Source organism: Mesorhizobium sp. B2-6-1 (genome assembly GCF_006440475.1).
In the GTDB taxonomy this organism is placed as follows: domain Bacteria; phylum Pseudomonadota; class Alphaproteobacteria; order Rhizobiales; family Rhizobiaceae; genus Mesorhizobium.
Map to the genome: position 1 here is coordinate 43,236 of NZ_VFUH01000013.1, position 17,846 is coordinate 61,081.

Consider the following 17,846-nt stretch of genomic DNA (forward strand, 5'->3'; position numbering starts at 1 on the left):
TTATCTCCTTCTCTTGTTGGCTGGACTGAATTTCAGTTCGCCGGAGCGAGCCAGGTGTAGTGGCCATCGCCCCTCTCGTCGGTCCAAAGCGGCAGCGCGGCCCCGACGATCGAGCTCGCCGGGAACGGGCCGAAATAGCGGCCATCGAGACTCTCCCCGACCTTCCGGTTCATGACGAAGATTTCGGCGGCGGCGATGATGCGGCAGCCCTGCCATTCCGGCAGCGCGCGCCCCTTGCGGTCGCGCTCCAGTGCAGCACCCAGCGCAAGCCCGTTCACCGTGACGAGGCGGCCGAGACGGCAGACTTGCTGCCCAGGAAGCCCTTCGATGTGCTTCAGCATCGGCACGCCGAGCGGAAGGTAGCCACGCTCGGCGGCGAACCGAGCGACCTTGTCTGGCGGTTCGATGACAACGAGCGCGCCGGCCGTGGGGACGGCCATGTTCCTGATCGCATAAAGCCCGAGTGGCGCGCTGGCCGACGCGTTCCACAGCAGCAGCTGCGGCATCTCCACGACAGCGGGAGCGACCGTCGCGGTGACGGCTGCAAGTGCCGCGGCTATGCAGGCGGTGCGGCTCATGAAGTCACCCGCTTGCGCAACAGAAAGGCGCGGTGCTGCTCGAGCGAATAGGCACGCGGCCTTCCGCCCGCAATCAGACGGTTGTGGGTCTGACGCCAATAGCCCGGTGCGGCCTCGACCGGATCGAGGCCGATCGCCTCGACCGCATCGATCAGTTGGAGAACCCGCTCGACCTTGTCCCAACCTGCGATCTTGAGCAGGATCTCGCCGCCTGGCCGGATGTAAGGCAGAGTCTGATACGCTTCAGCGGGCAAGACCGCGCGCACGATGTCGATGCGCGAAACAACAGTGCCAAAGTCATTCGCCGCCCAGCGCACGAACGCAAAAACACTGCCTGGCGCAAATCCGACGACGCGGCGCCGCTTGTCGATGATCGTCTCATGGGCAGGACGTCCGAAGCGGATGCGATGCTCAATCCGATTCTCGATCCAGATCAGCTCGACCGTCGTGAGGTCGTCGCGCGGCGTCGATTGGGTAGACGACGTCATGTGTCGTCTCCCTTGCGCCAGCCAGCGCACCGCCGCTTCTGCCCCTCACTGCCAGTCGACGGCTTGCGCGCAAGACTGTTAGATTGAGAGTTAGACTCTAAGTTAAGAGCGCGATTTTCCGTGTCGACCCCGCCGCTTAGGGCCGATCGCGGTTCCCGAAAGCACGAGGATCCGGTTCCCGATGGCACGATAGTCCGGGTTCCTGATGGCACGACCCTGTCCACTGATCCGGGCGCCGGCTCGAAAGCCAACAGCACACGGCCGCTGGCTTCGACCTCCGTGAACAGAAGGTATCCCGGCAAAGGTTGGCGGCGCACGATGCCACGCAGTTCGAAGGCGAAGCGCTTGAGCGGCGAGAGGCTGCCGGACTTGCGATGCAGGTGGCTGATGTCAAAACGCCAGCCGGAGTGCTGGCGACCGCCATGCTTGCGCACCAGCCGATAGAGCCAGCGCTCCAGACCGCCCGTCAGGCGGAAATAGGCGCGGTCGATCGTCAGGATGAGCGCATCGTCCATAACAGCGCGGTAGAACCAATCCGGCAAAATCAATTCGACGCCGAGCGGGTGGCCGTTTCGATCGAAGCGCTCCTGCCACTCGTTGATCCACGAGAAGCGATGGCGCCGGCCTTCGGCGCGTTGGCGAATGGAGGTGACGACGCTTGTCGACTGCAGGCGATCGAGCGCCGCCTTGAGGCGCAGATAGTCTCGCTTCGAGACACCGCGGCCGACGAAGGTGAGCATTTCGTATGGCGTCGCGGCCATCAGGCGCGAAGTGCGCAATCCGGCGTCCCGCGCATTGACGATCTGGCTTGCGGCCCAGATCAGGATATCGGCATCCCAGATCGTCGCCATGCCGTGGTCGGGCATCGCTTCGACACGGATAGCCACATCGCCGGCGCGAAAGTCGATGGGCGCGATGCGCCTGGATTTGGCGAGGGAAAAGAAGGGATAGGCCATGAGGTCCTGCGCATCGCGTGGCGCGACAACACCGGGCAGCGCGTGGAACAGATCAAGCTGTCCGCGTTCCGATGGTTGGCGTGGTCGTGCCGACATAGGGGAGATCAGCCGTGTCAGCGCCTTTCGCGCCCGGCATAGGCGATCAGGCGGGCGGCTTGAGGCTTGGCGGGCAGCACCGAGCCTTGCGGATCGGATGTCGACGTCATCGCGCCGCGCTGCACCCAGGCCTGGAGGTCGTCGACGGCGTAGACGACGCGGCCGCCGAGTTTTCGATAGGCAGGCCCGGTGCCGTAGGTGCGGTGTTTCTCCAGCGTACGCGCCGAAAGACTGAGGAAATGCGCAGCTTCCGAAGTGCGCAGGTAGCGCGGCGGCAATGGCGCGGCGTCGGCATTCATCGGGTGTCTCCTTGCGGCCGTCGAGATTGAACGGCGATCGATGGCCAGGATGGAAGAGTGTGGAGACGGTGATCAGGTGCGCAATTGAGGGGCGCTATTTCGCACCGCCAAGAGGCCTTCAGGCAGTGGCGCCGGCGCGCAGCCATTGAGAACAGCCGCGCTCGACCATCTCCACGGCGTCGCGCATCAGACGACAGGAAGCCGGTAATGGCAGCCGGCGGCGCGGAAAGCTTCCGCGGCACCGGCAGAAGGCGCCTCGCCCGACACCGGGCGAGGCGTCTGCCAGTTCACTCGCCGTTGCGGCGGTTGGGGCGGGACCAGATGAGGCTATGGCCCTCGCCTTCCTCGTCGGCGAAGAGGTTGGCGTAGATCGGGGCGGTGAAGCTCGGATCGTCGAGCTTGAGCCCGAGATAGTCGCGGCCCTCGTTGGAGCGCTTGGACCAGGCGGCGCCGATTTCGGCCTTGCCGACCACCACGCGGTGGCTTGCAGCGTTCTCGCCGCTGGCCCGGGTGTCGGGGACGATGCGCACGCCCTTGGCCTGGACGCTGAGGGTGATGATCTCGCCGGTGAACTCGTTCGCATTGGTCTTCTTGAAAGTGCCGATGGTAGCCATTTTCAGTCTCCGTTTCTTCGTTTCCGAGCCCGCACCATGCGGCCTCGATAGCGATCACAGGGCCGGAGGCGACCGCCGCCGCATCGCTTGCGACCGCAGCAAAAGCGGAGGATGGCGGAGGCGCGCGTTTCTTGGTTCCGCGAGGAATGGGCTTTGCCCAGGGGAAGAAACGCGCAACGCGCCCTTGCGGCATAGGCGGTCGAGGCTTCAGCCGTCCTTCGGCCAGATCAGCCGGCTCGAGAGGTCGTTGGTGCGCTCTGCGAAATGAAGGAGGGAGGCAATCGCGGCATCGGTAGCTCGGCGACGAAGCGGATTGGTTGGCCAGGAGGTCCGCCCACAATGTTGACCCGCATCAAAGGCTTGCCCCGTTGTGCCAAGCGCACGCGACGGCACACTGCGAATGTCCTGTTTGGGCCGAAGAACGAACCCGCTGCGCGGGATGGGCGCGCTGGGATGAGGTAGAGATCACGAACCGGACGTCGCGCTCGCATTTGAGGGTGGTTCGGCAGCGGCAGAGCATCACAGGCTTCTTCAACAAGGAGCCTGACCATGCCCTGTCCTGTTCTTGATGCACCTATCAGTCCAGTTCGTCAGCGGCTGATCGACGACATGAATATGCGGCGTTTCTCACAGGAGACGCAGCGCAACTATCTCCGCGACATCGGACGCCTGGCGACGTTCCTCGGCCGGTCGCCGGATACAGCGACCACTGACGACCTGCGCCGATTCCAGATCGAGCAGCAGGACGACGGCGTTCCCGTGCCGACGATGAACAGCATCGTGTCGGCGCTGCGCTTCTTCTTCACACATACGGTCGATCGCCCCGATCTGGCGCGCAAGCTCGTTCGTCTGGCGCACCCGCGCAAGCTGCCGGTGGTGCTGAGCCGCGACGAGGTCGCCCGGCTACTCAACGCCACCACCTGCCTCAAGCACCAGGCCGCGCTGTCGGTCGCTTATGGCGCGGGCCTGCGCGTGGCGGCGGTGGCGACGCTGAAGGTTGCTGACATCGACAGCCAGCGCATGCTGTTGCGCGTCGAGCGCGGCAAGGACGGGCGATACCGCAACGCCATGCTGTCGCAAGACCTGCTCTTGTTGCTGCGCCAGTGGTGGAAGGGCGGACGCCAGCAGGGGGGTGATGCATCGCGACGGCTGGCTGTTTCCTGGGCAGCATGCGATGAAGCCCATCAGCACGCGGCAGCTCTATCGCGTGGTCGTCGAGGCAGCGCAGGCGGCCGACATCGCCAAGCGGGTCGGGCCGCACATGCTGCGTCACAGCTTCGCCACCCACCTGCTGGAGGACGGCACCGACATTCCGGATCATCCAGGTCTTGCTCGGGCGCGCCAAGCTAAATAGCACCGCCTTCTACACCAAGGTTGCAACCCTCACGGTGCGCACCGTCACGAGCCCGCTCGACAAGCTTGGCCTCTTCAAGCTGGAAGAGATCTCGCCCGACGGCTGAGCGTGCGCGCCTCGATTGAGGTTGCCGACATCTTCCGCACTGCCGGGCCCGCCTACCGGGCCGTCCATGCAGGGCATCTGACACTGCAGCAACTCAAGGTCATGTCGGCGATCGAGCACTGCCGCACCGCCGCCCTTGGCGGTCACGTGGAGGCCTGCGAGGACTGCGGCCAGTGGCGCATCGCCTACAACTCCTGCCGCAACCGGCACTGTCCGAAGTGCCAGGGTGCCGCGGCGCGGACATGGCTTGCCGAGCGCGAGGCCGACCTGCTGCCGGTCGGCTACTTCCACGTCGTGTTCACGCTGCCGGCCGAGGTCGCCGACATCGCCTTCCACAACAAGGCGGCGGTCGACGACCTGCTGTTCAAGGCGGCATCGGAGACGATGCTGACGATCGCTGCGGATCCGAAGCATCTCGGCGCGCGCATCGGCATCACCGCCGTCCTTCAAACTTGGGGCTCGGAAATGTCGCACCATCCGCATGTGCACATGATCGTGCCGGGCGGCGGCATCGCGCCAGACGGAAGCCGGTGGATATCGTCGCGCCCGGCCTTCCTGCTGCCGGTGCGCGTGCTCGGCAAGCTGTTCCGCCGCCTGTTCCTCTCTCGGTTGGTTGCGCTGCACGATGCCGGCCGGCTCACCTTCTTCGGATCGATGGCGCACTTCACCGACCGGCGAGCATTCCTGCGGCACCTGGCGCCGGTCCGGAAGAAGCGCTGGGTGGTTTATGCCAAGGCGCCCTTCGCCGGGCCTCAAGCCGTACTTGCCTATCTGTCCCGCTACACCCACCGCTTTGCGATCTCGAACCGCCGCCTCATCCGATTCGATGAGGCCGAGGTCACGTTCCGCTACAAGGACTATCGTCGCGACGGCACAGACCGGCAGCAGATCATGACGCTCGCCACCGACGAGTTCATCCGCCGATTCCTGCTCCACATCCTGCCGCGTGGCTTCCACCGCATCCGGCACTACGACCTGCTCGCCGGCGGCTCCCACAAAGCCAGCCTCGCACTCGCGCGCAAACTGTTGAGCGTCGCGCCGCTGCCCGAAGACGGCACTCCGGAAGAACCGACTGACTTCCGCCCGCCATGCCCGTGCTGCGGCGGACGGATGATCATCATCGACGTGTTCGAACGTGGAGGCAGCCGCGCGGGCCGCCGGACGCGTCGGCGACGAACCGGGAGAGCGTCCCATGACGCGGCATGGCGAAGTCCAGCCTTCAGCCACAGGCGCTCAGCCTCCGGCGACGAACCCACGCGCGTCCATGGAGATCATCGGCCTCGACAGGGCTAAGTCCGACCGCACGCCGAGCCGAGGAGGCCGCACGGCCGGAAGACAAGGCGGTCCGTGCATCAATCCCGCCGCTTCTCGCCGGCGGTCGCGCTATCCCCGACACCAGCCAAAAATCGAAATCCCCATAACCCCTCGCCTGTGGCTCGAGGGTTCCTTCTTCGGAGACTTTCGTACGCCTGCCGGCGCCCGAAACTCTTCACGGAATCGGACGGCTGGCTTCTAGGCTCAGATCATCAGAAGCGGACTTAACAGGAGGTCTGTGCGCCTCAGCTGAACTGATCCGAACGCGAACAGCGAAATCGAGAAATTGAAGAGAATAGGTCCGCTCGCCGGGAGCAGCCTTTACGTCTAGGGCTGTCGAAATCCCACGCGCGCCCTGTAGATTCTCCCAAGGTAAGCCAACCGCGCGGGTTTAAGCTCCTCTCGCTTCAATCCCGATGACGTAGCGCGTCGAGCCAATATCTTAATATCATAATTACAGCACTGGACCATTCCTCGGGGGCCTTCAGTAGCGCGGCTTCCCGATCAGCCCACCAGCTGTCTGTCTCACGCTCCAGCAAGATACGGACAAAGCGATGTCCTTCTGGTCGGTGCTTCTGACCTTGATCTTCAGCACCGAACCCGCCCGCAATGCGGCTACTGTTCCTTCATCGAGGGTGAGCGGCACGATGCAGCCGGCCGGCAAGCAGGTTGAGAAGCGCAGCGCCTCAAGGGGCTGGCTGTCATCGATCTGCAATGCGGCGCCGGCGTCGAGCATAAGCCCAAACGGAAGCACGACATTGCCCGCGAGCGTGGCGTCGCTGTTTCGCCTAAGCTCAACAGCCAGGACCCGCTGGCCGTTCTGCTGCGTCTGTTGCTGGGAGACACCGCACGTTACCGTTGATGTGCTGCTTTGACAGGTCAGGCTCCAGTCTTGATAGCTTTCCTGGAGCGAAGTCGCGCCGCCTGGCAGCTTTGAAGTCACATCTTGAGACAAAGCCGCGGTGCCCATCACCATCAAGCCGAGCGTCGCCGCTGCACTGGCCAGCGGGAATTTCCACATGCGCAATTCGATCACCTTTCTTGCGGGTGAGATTTATGCTCAGGAACTCCTGCAGCTTTCGCGCGGACTGCCTGGAAAGGCCGCCCTTGAACTGCTCCGGTCGGCTGGTTCGTGAGGCATAGGCGTAAAGCACGTGAATGCCCATGATTGCGATCAGCTGCTCGATATGGACGTGGCTGACGCCCTCCTTCTTCGTAAGCTCCGCCTTGAGCAGTTTGGCGATGCGCAACGCATTAAAGTCCCGCGTGCCAAGGGGCGGAGGCATCAACTCCGTCTCCACCGGGCCGAATTGCTGCCTGGCCAGTTCCTTCAGGCTGTCGTCCGGGTAGACGATAATTGCGCTCTCCCGCGCCTTCGACAGCCGCAAGCGAGCTTCAAGATGTGCCGGCTTGACGATGATGCTCCCTGCCGCCGCGTCGTAGCGCTCAGCCTTGGCTCCCCCGAGGGAGGCACACACGCCTGGTGCGGCCTCGAGACCGACATAGACAACGTGATCACTTGCCTCGAAGGTGTGTAGACCAGGTGCCATGACGGAACAAGACGCCCTGCCCCGCTGAGTCGCTATCGTCCGCTCATCGGTTGTCGAAGAAACAGATTGCAAGTCCAGTTCGGGTGGATCGAAGCCGGCATCCAGATCGTGCTCAGAAGAAGTCATATCAGTCGGCCTGTGTCACAGCGCGAGGCAGGAAGACATTCACGTTTCAATTAGTGAATCCTAATTTAGAAGACGAACACTCCCATTCACCTTAGTGAGCGCCGTCAGACGTCCCTGGAATGTAAACTATCCCCCGAATGAACCGGTTCCCGATCATTCGCTTTTGATTCAACTCAACAATGGAACAAGGGTCGTGTGCCACACCCGCAGCGGTTGTGGACCAGAGTTGAGCGGCTTGTCATTGACCAGACCCCAACCGCAAAAAAGTGAGCTCGAAGGGTTGCCATGCACTCACGGGGGCGCATATCGGGTCGCGGGGATGCACTGCGGTTCGCTGGGTGCGCGGGCCACAACCTTGATGATGGTGACGGAACATTGAAAAATCCCGAACTTCGCCCAATCGATCTTCCACAGAGCAGCAGCGGCCTCGGAGCCTTGTGACCAGACTATTCGGAGTGCATGGGAATGCGGGGCCGAGGCTGGATTCGGGAACTGCGGCTTGCTGACGCTCAACAGCTCAGAAAGCAAATCGCCCAGTTCGAAATGGAACTACTTACGGAAAGAGAGTCATTCAAACTAAGAAGGCTCGCGGAGCTCGGCTATCACATCCATTCCCGCAAGTTGCGACTTCAACGCCTGGAGCGCTGCATCTCTGCGCTGAAGTGACTGATCTCTAGGAACCGCCGGCGACCGCCGAGTGGTCCGCTCGCGAAAAATAAGCTTTGGGGAGCACGATCCTGCATTCCATGCGCAGCGATCGGAGGCGGCGAGGTTGTAATACGAGTGTCCCATTCCGTTTCTCCTTCGGCCATGATTGGCCACCGGAGAAACGCGGGTACCCCTCGGGGCGTGATCCTGGCTAACCGCAATCTGATCGGTCCCGACATCGTGATCGCGGCGACGGCTATAGTACGGGCCTCGAATCGATGGTGGGCAAGCTTGGCGTTCTGGACGGCAGGGCGTTCCGCTTTTTAACGGCGGCGATCATGATCCGACGCGGCCGGGTCTGTGGTTCACGGGAATGCAGCCAAATGTCCGCGGCTGCTTCGCCGACGCCAGGATTCAGGCGCGCCATCGCAAAGGCCATTGTCAAATCATCGCGGCGCGAAGCGCGCCAGCAGCGGCAAGCAACGCCACAACAACCCACGACGGCATCCGCCATACGACCAGAAGCAGGAACCCGGTTACAGCCAGAGCAAAATCCCCTGGCGTGACGACTGCGCTCTTCCATACCGGATCGTAGAGAGCCATCCCAAGGATGCCGACCACAGCCGCATTCGCACCGCGCATCGCAGCCTGGGCGCCTGGACGCGAGCGCAGGGCGTCCCAAAACGGCAACATGCCGTAAACAAGCAGCGTACCGGGCAGGAAGATGGCGATAAGCGCGATCGCCGCGCCGGCCAGGCCGTTTGGAACGGGGCTTGCCACGCTCCCCAGATAGGCAGCGAACGTGAAGAGCGGCCCCGGCACTGCCTGCGCCAGTCCATAGCCCTGCAGGAAGGCTTCGTTCGTCACCCAGCCCGTGTTGACGACCTCCGTTTGCAGCAGCGGCAGCACCACATGGCCTCCGCCGAATACCAAGGCCCCAGAGCGGTAGAAGGCGTCAAAGAATGCGATAGCGTGACTACCCGTGGCCCGTTCCGTCAGCGACGGAACGACAAGGAGGACAGCAAAGAGTGCTAGCGAAACAGCGCCGCCGCGAGCCGAAACGGGAAAACTCAAATGTCCAGGCACCTTGGTTTCCTCGCCAGGGCAAAGCCATAGCCCGGCGAGGGTTCCAAGGACGATCGAAGCTATTTGCGCGAACGACCCGCCGACGACGACGACAACCGCAATCGCGAGTATCGCAATGGCGGCGCGCTGCTTGTCGGGCGTTAGCGTTCGCGCCATGCCCCAGATTGCTTGTGCTACCACGGCAACAGCCACGAGCTTGAGCCCGTGAAATACGCCGTCCGCGACTGGGCCATGAAGCCCTGCCGCACCAAAAGCGAAGGCCACAATGATCAGTGCCGATGGCAGGGTGAAGGCGAGCCATGCTGTAAGGCCACCTGCCAGGCCACCACCTCTGAATACGCCGAGGGCGAAGGCCACCTGGCTGGACGCCGGACCAGGAAGAAACTGGCAAAGGGCGACGAGATCGCCATACGCTTGCTCATCGAGCCATTTGCGACGCAACACCAGTTCGTTGCGATAGTAACCGAGATGCGCGATGGGTCCGCCAAACGATGTGAGGCCAAGCCTCAGGAATACACGAAAGACTTCGCCTGCGGACCCGCGTATCGGCGCGCCTAGCTGTTGGTCCATTGCGTTGCCCATACGAAATCGCTTCTAATAAACTTGCCGGGGGTCGTTTGAAAGGTGATCCATAATGACGCCAGCCAGTGTTCGGTACATTGTCAACGATGTCGCAATCTCCGTCGCCTTCCACACGCAGCACCTTGGGTTCACCATCGAGCAGGACGCACGGCCAGCGTTTGCGTCGGTGACCCGTGGTCCCTTGCGGCTGATGTTGAGTGGCGCTGCAAGCTCCGGCGCACGGCCGATGCCGGACGGTCGCCGTCCAGTGCCCGGCGGGTGGAACCGCATCCTGCTGCTTGTCGAAGATCTGAAAGAGGAAGTCGAACGGCTGAAAGGCGCCGGGTTGCCATTTCGCAATGAGGTCATCAGTGGAGTCGGTGGCTCGCAAATCCTGCTCGAAGACCGTCGGGGAACGTGATCGAACTGTTCCAGCCCGCCGCTCACTGACAGGTTCTCAACCTTGCTTTTGGAACTGACCGAGGTTTGAAGCTCGTCGGAACGGCCGAATCGGTGCAAGCGGCCGTAGACATGGTCGGAGTTCTGACGGCGTGTATAGGCGCCGTCTTCCGACACGAGGCTTTCAGGGCCAGGCGGCGGGCCTAAATGCCGCCCATTCCTCAGGCTAACAGAATACGGCACCATCAAGCTGCGCATGGGGTTGAACGCGCATCGTCGGAAACTTGGAACCCCCGCTTAGTCACTCGGAGCCGCGTGCGCCGTGGCGGAAGAGCTGTACTTCTAACTCGCCTCCCTATTGACAGACGGGCTGCATGCCGGGCCGCTCCGGCGGGAGCGCAATGTAGCCTTACTCGGCGACGGCAATAAAACAAAGCAGGTGTGCGACATCCAAACATTTGGATTCAACGTCCGGCATAATATGGCTTGAACGAAGTGCAAATGCTATGACCGTCGGATCGACAGAGTTCGGAGACCCATTCGCGGACGCAAGCGGTCCGTAGGCGGAGATGATCCGGAGGCTGCACCAAAGGGGCGATGATGATGGAAGCAGCGCCGCATTCACAGATTGCTGACCACTACGCGCGAGGCAGCCTGGTCGCAGGTATTCGCGATGGTCTTGCCGCCATGGGGAAGACCGAAAGCACGGTCACCGCCGAGGACCTCTCGCCCGTAGACGAGTTTCACATTGGCGGCCGCGCCGCCACGGGAGAGTTGGCAGGGCAACTTGCGCTCACCGCTGCGGATCGAGTGCTCGACATCGGCTGCGGCCTCGGTGGACCAGCGCGACAGATCGCAGCGAAGTATGGCTGCCACCTCACCGGCATCGATCTCACTCGCGACTACGTCGAAGCCGGCAATGTCCTTTCCGGCTGGCTCCATCTAGGGGAGCGCGTCTCGTTGCAGCAGGGCGATGCTTTGCGGCTGCCCTTCCCAGATGGATCGTTTACTGCCGCATACATGTTGCATGTCGGAATGAATATCGCCGACAAGAGCGCACTATTTTTCGGACATTGCGCGGGTCCTATGCCCCGGGGCGCGTTTCGGTGTCTTCGACGTCATGCGCACTGGACCCGGCGAACTGTCTTATCCGCTGCCATGGGCGAGTACGGCAGATACGAACGCGATCGCCGCTCCAGAGCAGTACCGCGACACACTTTCCGCGGCAGGGTTCGAGATCTTGTCGGAACGCCAGCGGCGTGATGCTGCGCTCGAGTACTTCGCACGGCAGCGCGCCCAAGTGGCCATGGGGCGGGCAGTACTGGGCGTGCAAACTCTCATGGGAGCGCGGCGGCCCCAGATGGTCCGAAACATGAGCGAAAGTATTTCAGCCGGCCTGATTGGGCCGGTCGAGATTATTGCCCGAAGGCGGTAATATCTGTTGTCGATTTCAACTGATTCTGGCGGGAAACGCAATGTCTGCTTCGGGTCAGGAATTGAACTAACGCGCCCGCCCCGTGCAAGTCCGCTTTGGTGAGCAGCAGCGCTAACTTCAACGGCCGGAATTGGGCGCATTGCTGCCCATCATTTCGGCTGAAAGCGAAGAGACATGGTCGTCGCGCTGCATCGTGTCACGCGGGTTCTCGAATCGGACCCGAGGTCCGCATCCCGACTACCTTCTGGAATCACCTCTCCGAGACTCTCCGGCGCAAGCGGGGAATGCTTGTGGGGTTGGGACGGGTGACCCGCGGTCGCCTCATTCCAGCCGTATCGCCGAGGAGCGATCTGAGCCCAGGTCGAGTGTGGCCGACCGGACAACGTCCCGACGCTCGTCGAATGGCCCTCACTGACGAGAGAAGCAGCAGGACGATTGGCTTCGACACCCACGCCTAGAATAAAGCGTTGATGACTACCGTGCCACGCAACGACACCATGTCCCGGGGTATCACCAAGGTTTGCTTGCGCGTTCTACGTCGAGGGAAGCGCCAGCCGCTTCTGGCCAGCAACGATACGGCGGAAGAACCACAGAATGGCTGGGCAAACCAGGAGCACGACGGCCCCGAAGTCCAGCGCGGCGCTGGCGGAGCCGATCGAGGTGGAAAGCTTTCCGCCGATCGCCGCTCCAACCGGGCTCCCGGCATAGAAAGCCGTATAGAATATTCCCATTCCGATCGCCCGCGTTTTCCGCTCGAGCACACGTGCTGGAAGGCTCATGATCGCACCGGCGGGGAGGCCGCAGACGGCACCGACGGCAATGACGATGGGAAGCACGTGGCCGCTTCGCGACAGGAGAACCGTTAGCAGGGCAAAGGCGATGCTGCCTGCGACAATGATGGCTTCGCCGCGTTTGGTCTGATCAGCGAGGAAGCCACCAAAGGGAACCGAAATCGCCGCGAGCCAGAGGACGATGCTGATCGTCGATCCAGCCGCAGCCATGGACCATCCTCGCTCAACCAGCATCGATGGCCCGAAACTGAAGATCATCGACAAACCGAGATTGTAGAGACACCAGATTGAGCTAGCGGCAACGACTGCATAGACCGTTTCCGAGGTCAGACTGCCTCGTTCGCCTTCAAGAGAGACCGCCGCCTCCGGCGCGCGGTAGACGAAAGCCATGAGGCCGAAGCCGATCAGAATCCACCCCGCGACGGCAAGGTTGACGAGATGAAGCCCGAACCTCGCTCCGATCCATGGCAGGAGCATGAGCGAGATTGCGATGCCCACCGGCCACGAGTTGACGAAAATGGCCATCGCGGTTGCGATTTCGCGACCAGTGAACCAGTCGGCCACCATCTTGGTCATCAGGACGCTCAAGAGAATGCCGCCAGTGCCCGCAATCAGTCGGCCCGCGATCTGCACGCTCCATAATGCCGACGTAGTCATAAGCAATTCGCCGGCCAGCATCGCCAGGAGCCCCCCGAGGACGGTCGCCTTGTCGCCATAGCGGCGTCCGATCGTGCCACCGGGCAGAGCAAGCAGGACGCCGGGCGCAAAGTAAACTCCTATAAGGATACCGATGTCGGCCAGGCTCGCATCGACGCTTTGGCTAAGCTGTGGTGCGACGGCCCCTACGCTCCCGAACTGAAATGCGAAGGCGGTGCGAGCGACAAACAAGACAGCAAGAATGGTCCAGCGGCTTGGCACTTGAGTCCTCCCGTGGGACTGACAATCCGCGCATGGTTTTCACCAAATGCCTGGCGCACTCAGTCCTATCAATGATGTCTCAGCGCTTGCAGATCATGTCGGCCAGCGGCCCAGGCAAGCGCCTCTTCGAGCCTGTCGTCACCCCAAAACGTCTCGCCATCCACGACGAACGCTGGAGAGCCGAAAATGCCGTAGTTGCGGGCCGCGTCGGTTTCAGCCTTGAGACGCTCATGGGCACCGGGCTCATCGGCCCTTGCAATCGCACGACCGACATCTTGACCGAGGGGGGCTAGCACATGCTCCAGATGGGCACGGCTACCCAGATCCATGCCTTCTAGGTACCACGCCCTGAAGCTTGCGACGGTATAAGCCTCGCACCAGCCCTCTTCGGCCGCCACCATGGCGACTCGGTTGGCCACAAGGTCCGGATCGGTCGGCCAGATGGGTGGCCTGACATAAGGCACCCCGTGCGTCGCCGCGCGTCGCTCCACATCGCGCCACATGTACTTCACCTTTGCCGCCTGGGTGCGGAGGGCGATGTTGTTCTCGGCCATGACGGTGCGGACATTGAAGGGCCGCCATCGAACGGCAACACCCGACCGTTTTGACACCGCATCAACGCGCATCACGGACAGATACGAGTAGCCGCTTCCGAAGAAATAGAAGAAGTCGAGTTGCTGCATTCCCGTCGCCTCCCATCCATGGATGCCGACACTCAGCCAACTCGGCAACAAACCTATGCCTCAGTCGGTGCTGTTAAGGCTGCACATCCGTATCAGCCATGATCCGCCGGCCTGCTGCTCGAAGACGTTGACAGACGTACCGCTGCCAACCTCCAGGCCCTCGGTATACGTCGCCAGACACCAAGCCAGGTCACCAGATCTGCCCGCGTGTATCACTGTCATCTTCTTTTCAGGCGCCTCGTCGTGGCCGTGCGTCCAGGCTGTATGGAGAGCTTCGATAGCATCCCGGCCCCGAGCAGGAGGCGCGTAGGGCGAAAGTAATTCGGCATCGGCCGTAAACATGGCGCCGCATGTTTTGGCGTCGCCAGCACGATAGGCAGCCACATAGGAATTCCAGAAAACCTGCAGTTCCTCGTGAATCGACATCGGACGGCCCTCCGGAAGCCAGTTTGCTATATTAGCGGTTTCTTAGATGTACGACAATTCTCCAATGCTGGTCCGCCGCTGGCCATCTTCCCACCTAGCCGTTATCGCGGTGACCCCGGGGGGTCGGTCTCCGCTTCAGGTAGTATGCGATCTCACACCGCGCGCACGGGTGCGCTTATGGGATATCGCAAAGGCGGGCTCTACGTCGGAGTTGAAGGCGAAGAGCAGCCGTTCACTCCAGAATCTGCCGACAGCGCATAAGTGGACCAGGCGCCGGACGGACCCCCTTCAGGAGAGGCGCCTTCGTGCGCGCAGCAATTGGCGGTAGCCGCGCTCGACCATCTTCAGGCCGTCGCGCACGAGGCGATACGTCTGGTAGCGGAAAGGCGAGTCCTGCCAGTCAGTGGCACTGACCAACTTCCGACCAAACAAGGCCGTCGCGACTTCGAAATGAGATGCCTGCTCCTCACGGCCGTCAAGGCACTGCAGCATATGGCCAAGACGCCGCCGCTGGGCCGAGGTCAAGCGGGCATCGGGAAGGTGTTGCCTGTGGATCGAGCGGACGAATCTCTCGATCGCCTGTAGCCTGTCATGCGCCATGTCATCGAGTGGAATTATGGCAGCCAGCGGCTCGCCTGGTCGCGCGCCGCCGAGAAGCGCCAACTGCACGCCGGCCGGCGAAGATCGCACGTGAAGGCCGACTTCGTCACGCTTTCCCGCGGCCAACCGAACATCGCGGGCGCTGTCTTCCCGCGCGAGCATATCCGCCGGAACCTCGACCAGGTTCACGACCCCAGGGTCGATCTGAGGCGCCCAATAGACCGGCTGCTCGACCGCGGACTGATCAGGCCTGGCGGCGAAACTGCAAGCCCCAGCGCTTGCGCAGCGCACGCATCGCTTTAGCCGAGCGGGAGGCCGCGAAGTCCCGCTGATACTGGGGATTTCGTCGCAGGAACTCCCAGGCAATCTCATCGGCCGCGGCGCCTTTAACGAACGCGTATGCCTGTGGGTCACACCACTGCGATGTATCGGGCTTCATCCGTATCCTTCCCTTCTCATGGATTTGATACGGAGACGCAGCGTTGAGCGAAATCCTTGGATTCCGTCATTGACGAATGAACGAGAGAGATCTCGGCGCCGAGCATCAGGCCGAGACTTTGCGATGCCTACTGGCTGGCCCCTTCCAGTGTCTTGAATGTGTCCGTCCAGGCGCGATAGGCCTCCTCATCGCCCTGGCTCCACGCGCTGAAGGCGCGCCAGGCGGCGAAAGAGGATGCAGACTGCTCGAACAGCGCGCCGATCGACTGGTCGCCTGCAGGCCAGCCGGCAGGCTCGCTGTTTATCGCTTCAGGCGTGAGGCGCCGCAGATCGGCCAGGGCCGAGCGGATGTGGGGCAACGGAAATTCGCACAGGTCTGTGTTGTCAGCCGCTTCTCGAACGATGACTGCAAGCTTGGCGATAACGCCCGCCAGCGATTGGGCAGACGTCACTGCAATCTTATCCAACAAGGCATCGGCCTTTTCAGCCTCGCTCTGCTCCGCCGTCCGGGCATCGAGATAGCGGTCGGCGTCAGCGCCCTCCCCGCGCCCAGGGACTTCGCCGACGGAGAAGAGCGCGCCGCGCTCCAAGAGCCCCTCCTCGGCCTGCTGCTGCCTGACACAGGAGGCTAGCATTCCAACATGAGCGTCGATCCAGGCAAGGGACAGGACGAGTGCTGGATCGGCCGACGGCGGGTCTACGACCGCATGGTCGGCCGAACGCTTAGGGTGTTCTTTGGTGCATGGCGATTGCCTCTCCCGTCCCAGCGTGACGGGAGGCAAAGTCGTGGTATTGTCGGAATCAGCCATGATCCGAGCTCCACACAGCTTGGCTTTGGTCAGGTCGAAAAGGGTGTTCGCGCACCCTCTTCGACCGCAAGTTCGAGACAGGGGTAATATACAAATTGATTGAGGTCAATCATAATATTGGAGACAAGGCGGCGAATTTCAGCGCCGAGCAGTGCCGCGGCGCACGTGCAATGTTGGGTTGGAGCCAAGATGATCTGGCCCGCGCGGCCACCGTCGCACGGCAGACAATCGCTGATTTCGAACGCGGCGCGCGGACTCCGATTGCAAATAATATATTAGCGATCGTGAATGCGCTTGAAAGAGCAGGCATTGAAGTACTTCCCAACAATGGGATCCTCTTGCGTAAGAGCAGCTGATCGCGATTTCTGGACCACCGTCGAATGCGAAAGCCCGTCCGACCGGGGTCGAACGGGCTCGATTGAGAGTTACTCGCCGTTGCGGCGGTTGGGGCGGGACCAGATGAGGCTGTGGCCCTCGCCTTCCTCGTCGGCGAAGAGGTTGGCGTAGATCGGGGCGGTGAAGCTCGGATCGTCGAGCTTGAGCCCGAGATAGTCGCGGCCCTCGTTGGAGCGCTTGGACCAGGCGGCGCCGATTTCGGCCTTGCCGACCACCACGCGGTGGCTTGGAGCGTTCTCGCCGTTGGCCCGGGTGTCGGGGACGATGCGCACGCCCTTGGCCTGGACGCTGAGGGTGACGATCTCGCCGGTGAACTCGTTCGCATTGGTCTTCTTGAAAGTGCCGATGGTAGCCATTTTCAGTCTCCGTTTCTTCGTTTCCGAGCCCGCACCATGCGGCCTCGATGGCGATCGCGGGGCCGGAGGCGACCGCCGCCGCATCGCTTGCGACCGCAGCAAAAGCGGAGGATGGCGGAGGCGCGCGTTTCTTGGTTCCGCGAGGAATGGGCTTTGCCCAGGGGAAGAAACGCGCAACGCGCCCTTGCGGCATAGGCGGTCGAGGCTTCAGCCGTCCTTCGGCCAGATCAGCCGGCTCGAGAGGTCGTTGGTGCACTCTGTGAAATGAAGAGGGAGGAAATGGCGGCACATGCGATTAGAAGACCAAGCCACCGGGTCTCCAAGATGTCTCTCGATCGGCTTGGCATGGGCTGTATCAAGCCCTTATCACGTCGGCATGAGGCGACCGCCACCTCGTCCGCAGTGGCGGCTCGGGACCCGATCCGCGCGAACTGCCGCCCAAGGAACTGCGCAAGCCGCGACATCTACATCCCGGGTCTGCATATTGACAACATTAAGGTCAAGACGGCGGGAGTTCAGGTGAATCGAATTTCTTGCCCGGCTCAGGATCGCAAGACGACCCGAGGCGTTACACGTCGACACCGTGACTCCGCGCCCTGGCAAGAAGGAAGACGATAATGGCAGACAACAAGTCGAAGCGAGGCGCCGCCGACCGTCGGCAAGTCTCCGGCGGTGAAGGCTACGAGGTCAATTACTTTGCCCGCAAGCACGGCATCAGCAAAGAGCAGGCCGAGGCGCTGATAAAGCGGGTCGGCAACGACCGCGACAAGCTCAATGCCGCCGCGCAGAAACTAAAGAAATAGGCCGCGCGCCGGAATGG

18 protein-coding genes and 3 pseudogenes are annotated in these 17,846 nt (G+C 62.3%); 5 read left to right on the top strand and 16 right to left on the bottom strand.

Going from position 1 to position 17,846, the window contains the following annotated elements; genetic code table 11:
• Positions 1 to 32 precede the first annotated feature (32 nt).
• The 5 genes from FJ443_RS23860 to FJ443_RS23880 all read right to left on the bottom strand — a co-directional run bounded on the left by FJ443_RS23860 (position 33) and on the right by FJ443_RS23880 (position 3,031).
• Positions 33 to 578, bottom strand: coding sequence for a S26 family signal peptidase (locus tag FJ443_RS23860; protein ID WP_140523008.1), 546 nt, complete (start codon positions 576 to 578; stop codon positions 33 to 35).
• Entirely contained in the window at positions 575 to 1,066 is a 492-nt protein-coding gene (locus FJ443_RS23865) for a DUF2840 domain-containing protein (protein ID WP_140523433.1), read from the bottom strand. Before FJ443_RS23865 ends, FJ443_RS23860 begins: the two co-directional genes overlap by 4 nt.
• The gene (locus FJ443_RS23870; RefSeq protein ID WP_140523010.1) at positions 1,063 to 2,118 is read right to left on the bottom strand and encodes a replication initiator protein A; all 1,056 of its coding nucleotides are present in this window, start codon (positions 2,116 to 2,118) and stop codon (positions 1,063 to 1,065) included. Before FJ443_RS23870 ends, FJ443_RS23865 begins: the two co-directional genes overlap by 4 nt.
• Before the next feature lie 17 nt (positions 2,119 to 2,135).
• A complete protein-coding gene (locus tag FJ443_RS23875) occupies positions 2,136 to 2,417 on the bottom strand; it encodes a helix-turn-helix domain-containing protein (RefSeq protein WP_140523012.1) in 282 nt (93 codons plus the stop codon).
• Positions 2,418 to 2,704: 287 nt separating this feature from the next.
• On the bottom strand, positions 2,705 to 3,031 hold the full coding sequence (locus FJ443_RS23880; RefSeq protein ID WP_140523014.1) for a DUF736 domain-containing protein: 327 nt from the start codon (positions 3,029 to 3,031) through the stop codon (positions 2,705 to 2,707).
• A 549-nt stretch (positions 3,032 to 3,580) separates the two neighbouring features.
• Here FJ443_RS23880 and FJ443_RS23885 point away from each other — a divergent pair.
• Positions 3,581 to 4,491, top strand: a pseudogene (locus FJ443_RS23885) (site-specific integrase).
• A gap of 2 nt (positions 4,492 to 4,493) precedes the next feature.
• Positions 4,494 to 5,630, top strand: a pseudogene (locus FJ443_RS23890) (IS91 family transposase); the annotation flags it as partial.
• 658 nt (positions 5,631 to 6,288) lie between these two features.
• On the opposite strand, the gene FJ443_RS23900 reads toward FJ443_RS23890, so the two are convergent.
• The 3 genes from FJ443_RS23900 to chrA form a co-directional block, all read right to left on the bottom strand.
• Positions 6,289 to 6,687 (bottom strand): invasion associated locus B family protein, encoded by a 399-nt coding sequence (locus FJ443_RS23900; RefSeq protein WP_224656334.1) that lies wholly within the window; start codon positions 6,685 to 6,687, stop codon positions 6,289 to 6,291.
• Complete coding sequence (locus tag FJ443_RS31740; RefSeq protein ID WP_224656336.1) at positions 6,599 to 7,480, bottom strand: hypothetical protein; 882 nt, start codon at positions 7,478 to 7,480, stop codon at positions 6,599 to 6,601. Before FJ443_RS31740 ends, FJ443_RS23900 begins: the two co-directional genes overlap by 89 nt.
• Positions 7,481 to 8,569: 1,089 nt before the next feature.
• The gene (gene chrA / locus FJ443_RS23910; RefSeq protein WP_140555420.1) at positions 8,570 to 9,796 is read right to left on the bottom strand and encodes a chromate efflux transporter; all 1,227 of its coding nucleotides are present in this window, start codon (positions 9,794 to 9,796) and stop codon (positions 8,570 to 8,572) included.
• 52 nt (positions 9,797 to 9,848) lie between these two features.
• Between chrA and FJ443_RS23915 the strand changes: the two are divergent.
• A pseudogene (locus FJ443_RS23915) lies at positions 9,849 to 10,225 on the top strand (VOC family protein).
• 570 nt (positions 10,226 to 10,795) lie between these two features.
• Here FJ443_RS23915 and FJ443_RS31745 read toward each other — a convergent pair.
• The 7 genes from FJ443_RS31745 to FJ443_RS23950 all read right to left on the bottom strand — a co-directional run bounded on the left by FJ443_RS31745 (position 10,796) and on the right by FJ443_RS23950 (position 16,274).
• Positions 10,796 to 11,116, bottom strand: a complete 321-nt coding sequence (locus FJ443_RS31745; protein ID WP_246672802.1) for a hypothetical protein — start codon at positions 11,114 to 11,116, stop codon at positions 10,796 to 10,798.
• A gap of 1,026 nt (positions 11,117 to 12,142) precedes the next feature.
• Positions 12,143 to 13,318 (bottom strand): MFS transporter, encoded by a 1,176-nt coding sequence (locus FJ443_RS23925; RefSeq protein ID WP_140565810.1) that lies wholly within the window; start codon positions 13,316 to 13,318, stop codon positions 12,143 to 12,145.
• Positions 13,319 to 13,386: 68 nt separating this feature from the next.
• Complete coding sequence (locus tag FJ443_RS23930; RefSeq protein ID WP_140523034.1) at positions 13,387 to 14,001, bottom strand: 2-hydroxychromene-2-carboxylate isomerase; 615 nt, start codon at positions 13,999 to 14,001, stop codon at positions 13,387 to 13,389.
• Positions 14,002 to 14,061: 60 nt separating this feature from the next.
• Positions 14,062 to 14,427, bottom strand: a complete 366-nt coding sequence (locus FJ443_RS23935; RefSeq protein ID WP_140523036.1) for a nuclear transport factor 2 family protein — start codon at positions 14,425 to 14,427, stop codon at positions 14,062 to 14,064.
• A 288-nt stretch (positions 14,428 to 14,715) separates the two neighbouring features.
• Positions 14,716 to 15,216 carry a DUF2285 domain-containing protein gene (locus FJ443_RS23940; RefSeq protein WP_140523038.1) on the bottom strand — a complete coding sequence of 167 codons (501 nt, stop codon included), beginning with the start codon at positions 15,214 to 15,216 and terminating at the stop codon, positions 14,716 to 14,718.
• 55 nt (positions 15,217 to 15,271) lie between these two features.
• On the bottom strand, positions 15,272 to 15,466 hold the full coding sequence (locus FJ443_RS23945; RefSeq protein ID WP_140523040.1) for a DUF6499 domain-containing protein: 195 nt from the start codon (positions 15,464 to 15,466) through the stop codon (positions 15,272 to 15,274).
• 127 nt (positions 15,467 to 15,593) lie between these two features.
• Positions 15,594 to 16,274: a hypothetical protein gene (locus FJ443_RS23950; protein ID WP_224656331.1), complete on the bottom strand. Its 681-nt coding sequence runs from the start codon at positions 16,272 to 16,274 to the stop codon at positions 15,594 to 15,596.
• 95 nt (positions 16,275 to 16,369) lie between these two features.
• Between FJ443_RS23950 and FJ443_RS23955 the strand changes: the two genes are divergently transcribed.
• Positions 16,370 to 16,630 carry a helix-turn-helix transcriptional regulator gene (locus FJ443_RS23955; protein WP_224656332.1) on the top strand — a complete coding sequence of 87 codons (261 nt, stop codon included), beginning with the start codon at positions 16,370 to 16,372 and terminating at the stop codon, positions 16,628 to 16,630.
• 69 nt (positions 16,631 to 16,699) lie between these two features.
• On the opposite strand, the gene FJ443_RS23960 is transcribed toward FJ443_RS23955, so the two are convergent.
• Complete coding sequence (locus FJ443_RS23960) at positions 16,700 to 17,026, bottom strand: DUF736 domain-containing protein (protein ID WP_042643545.1); 327 nt, start codon at positions 17,024 to 17,026, stop codon at positions 16,700 to 16,702.
• Between the two features lie 617 nt (positions 17,027 to 17,643).
• Between FJ443_RS23960 and FJ443_RS23965 the strand changes: the two genes are divergently transcribed.
• Complete coding sequence (locus tag FJ443_RS23965) at positions 17,644 to 17,829, top strand: DUF3606 domain-containing protein (protein WP_140523042.1); 186 nt, start codon at positions 17,644 to 17,646, stop codon at positions 17,827 to 17,829.
• Positions 17,830 to 17,846 lie beyond the last annotated feature (17 nt).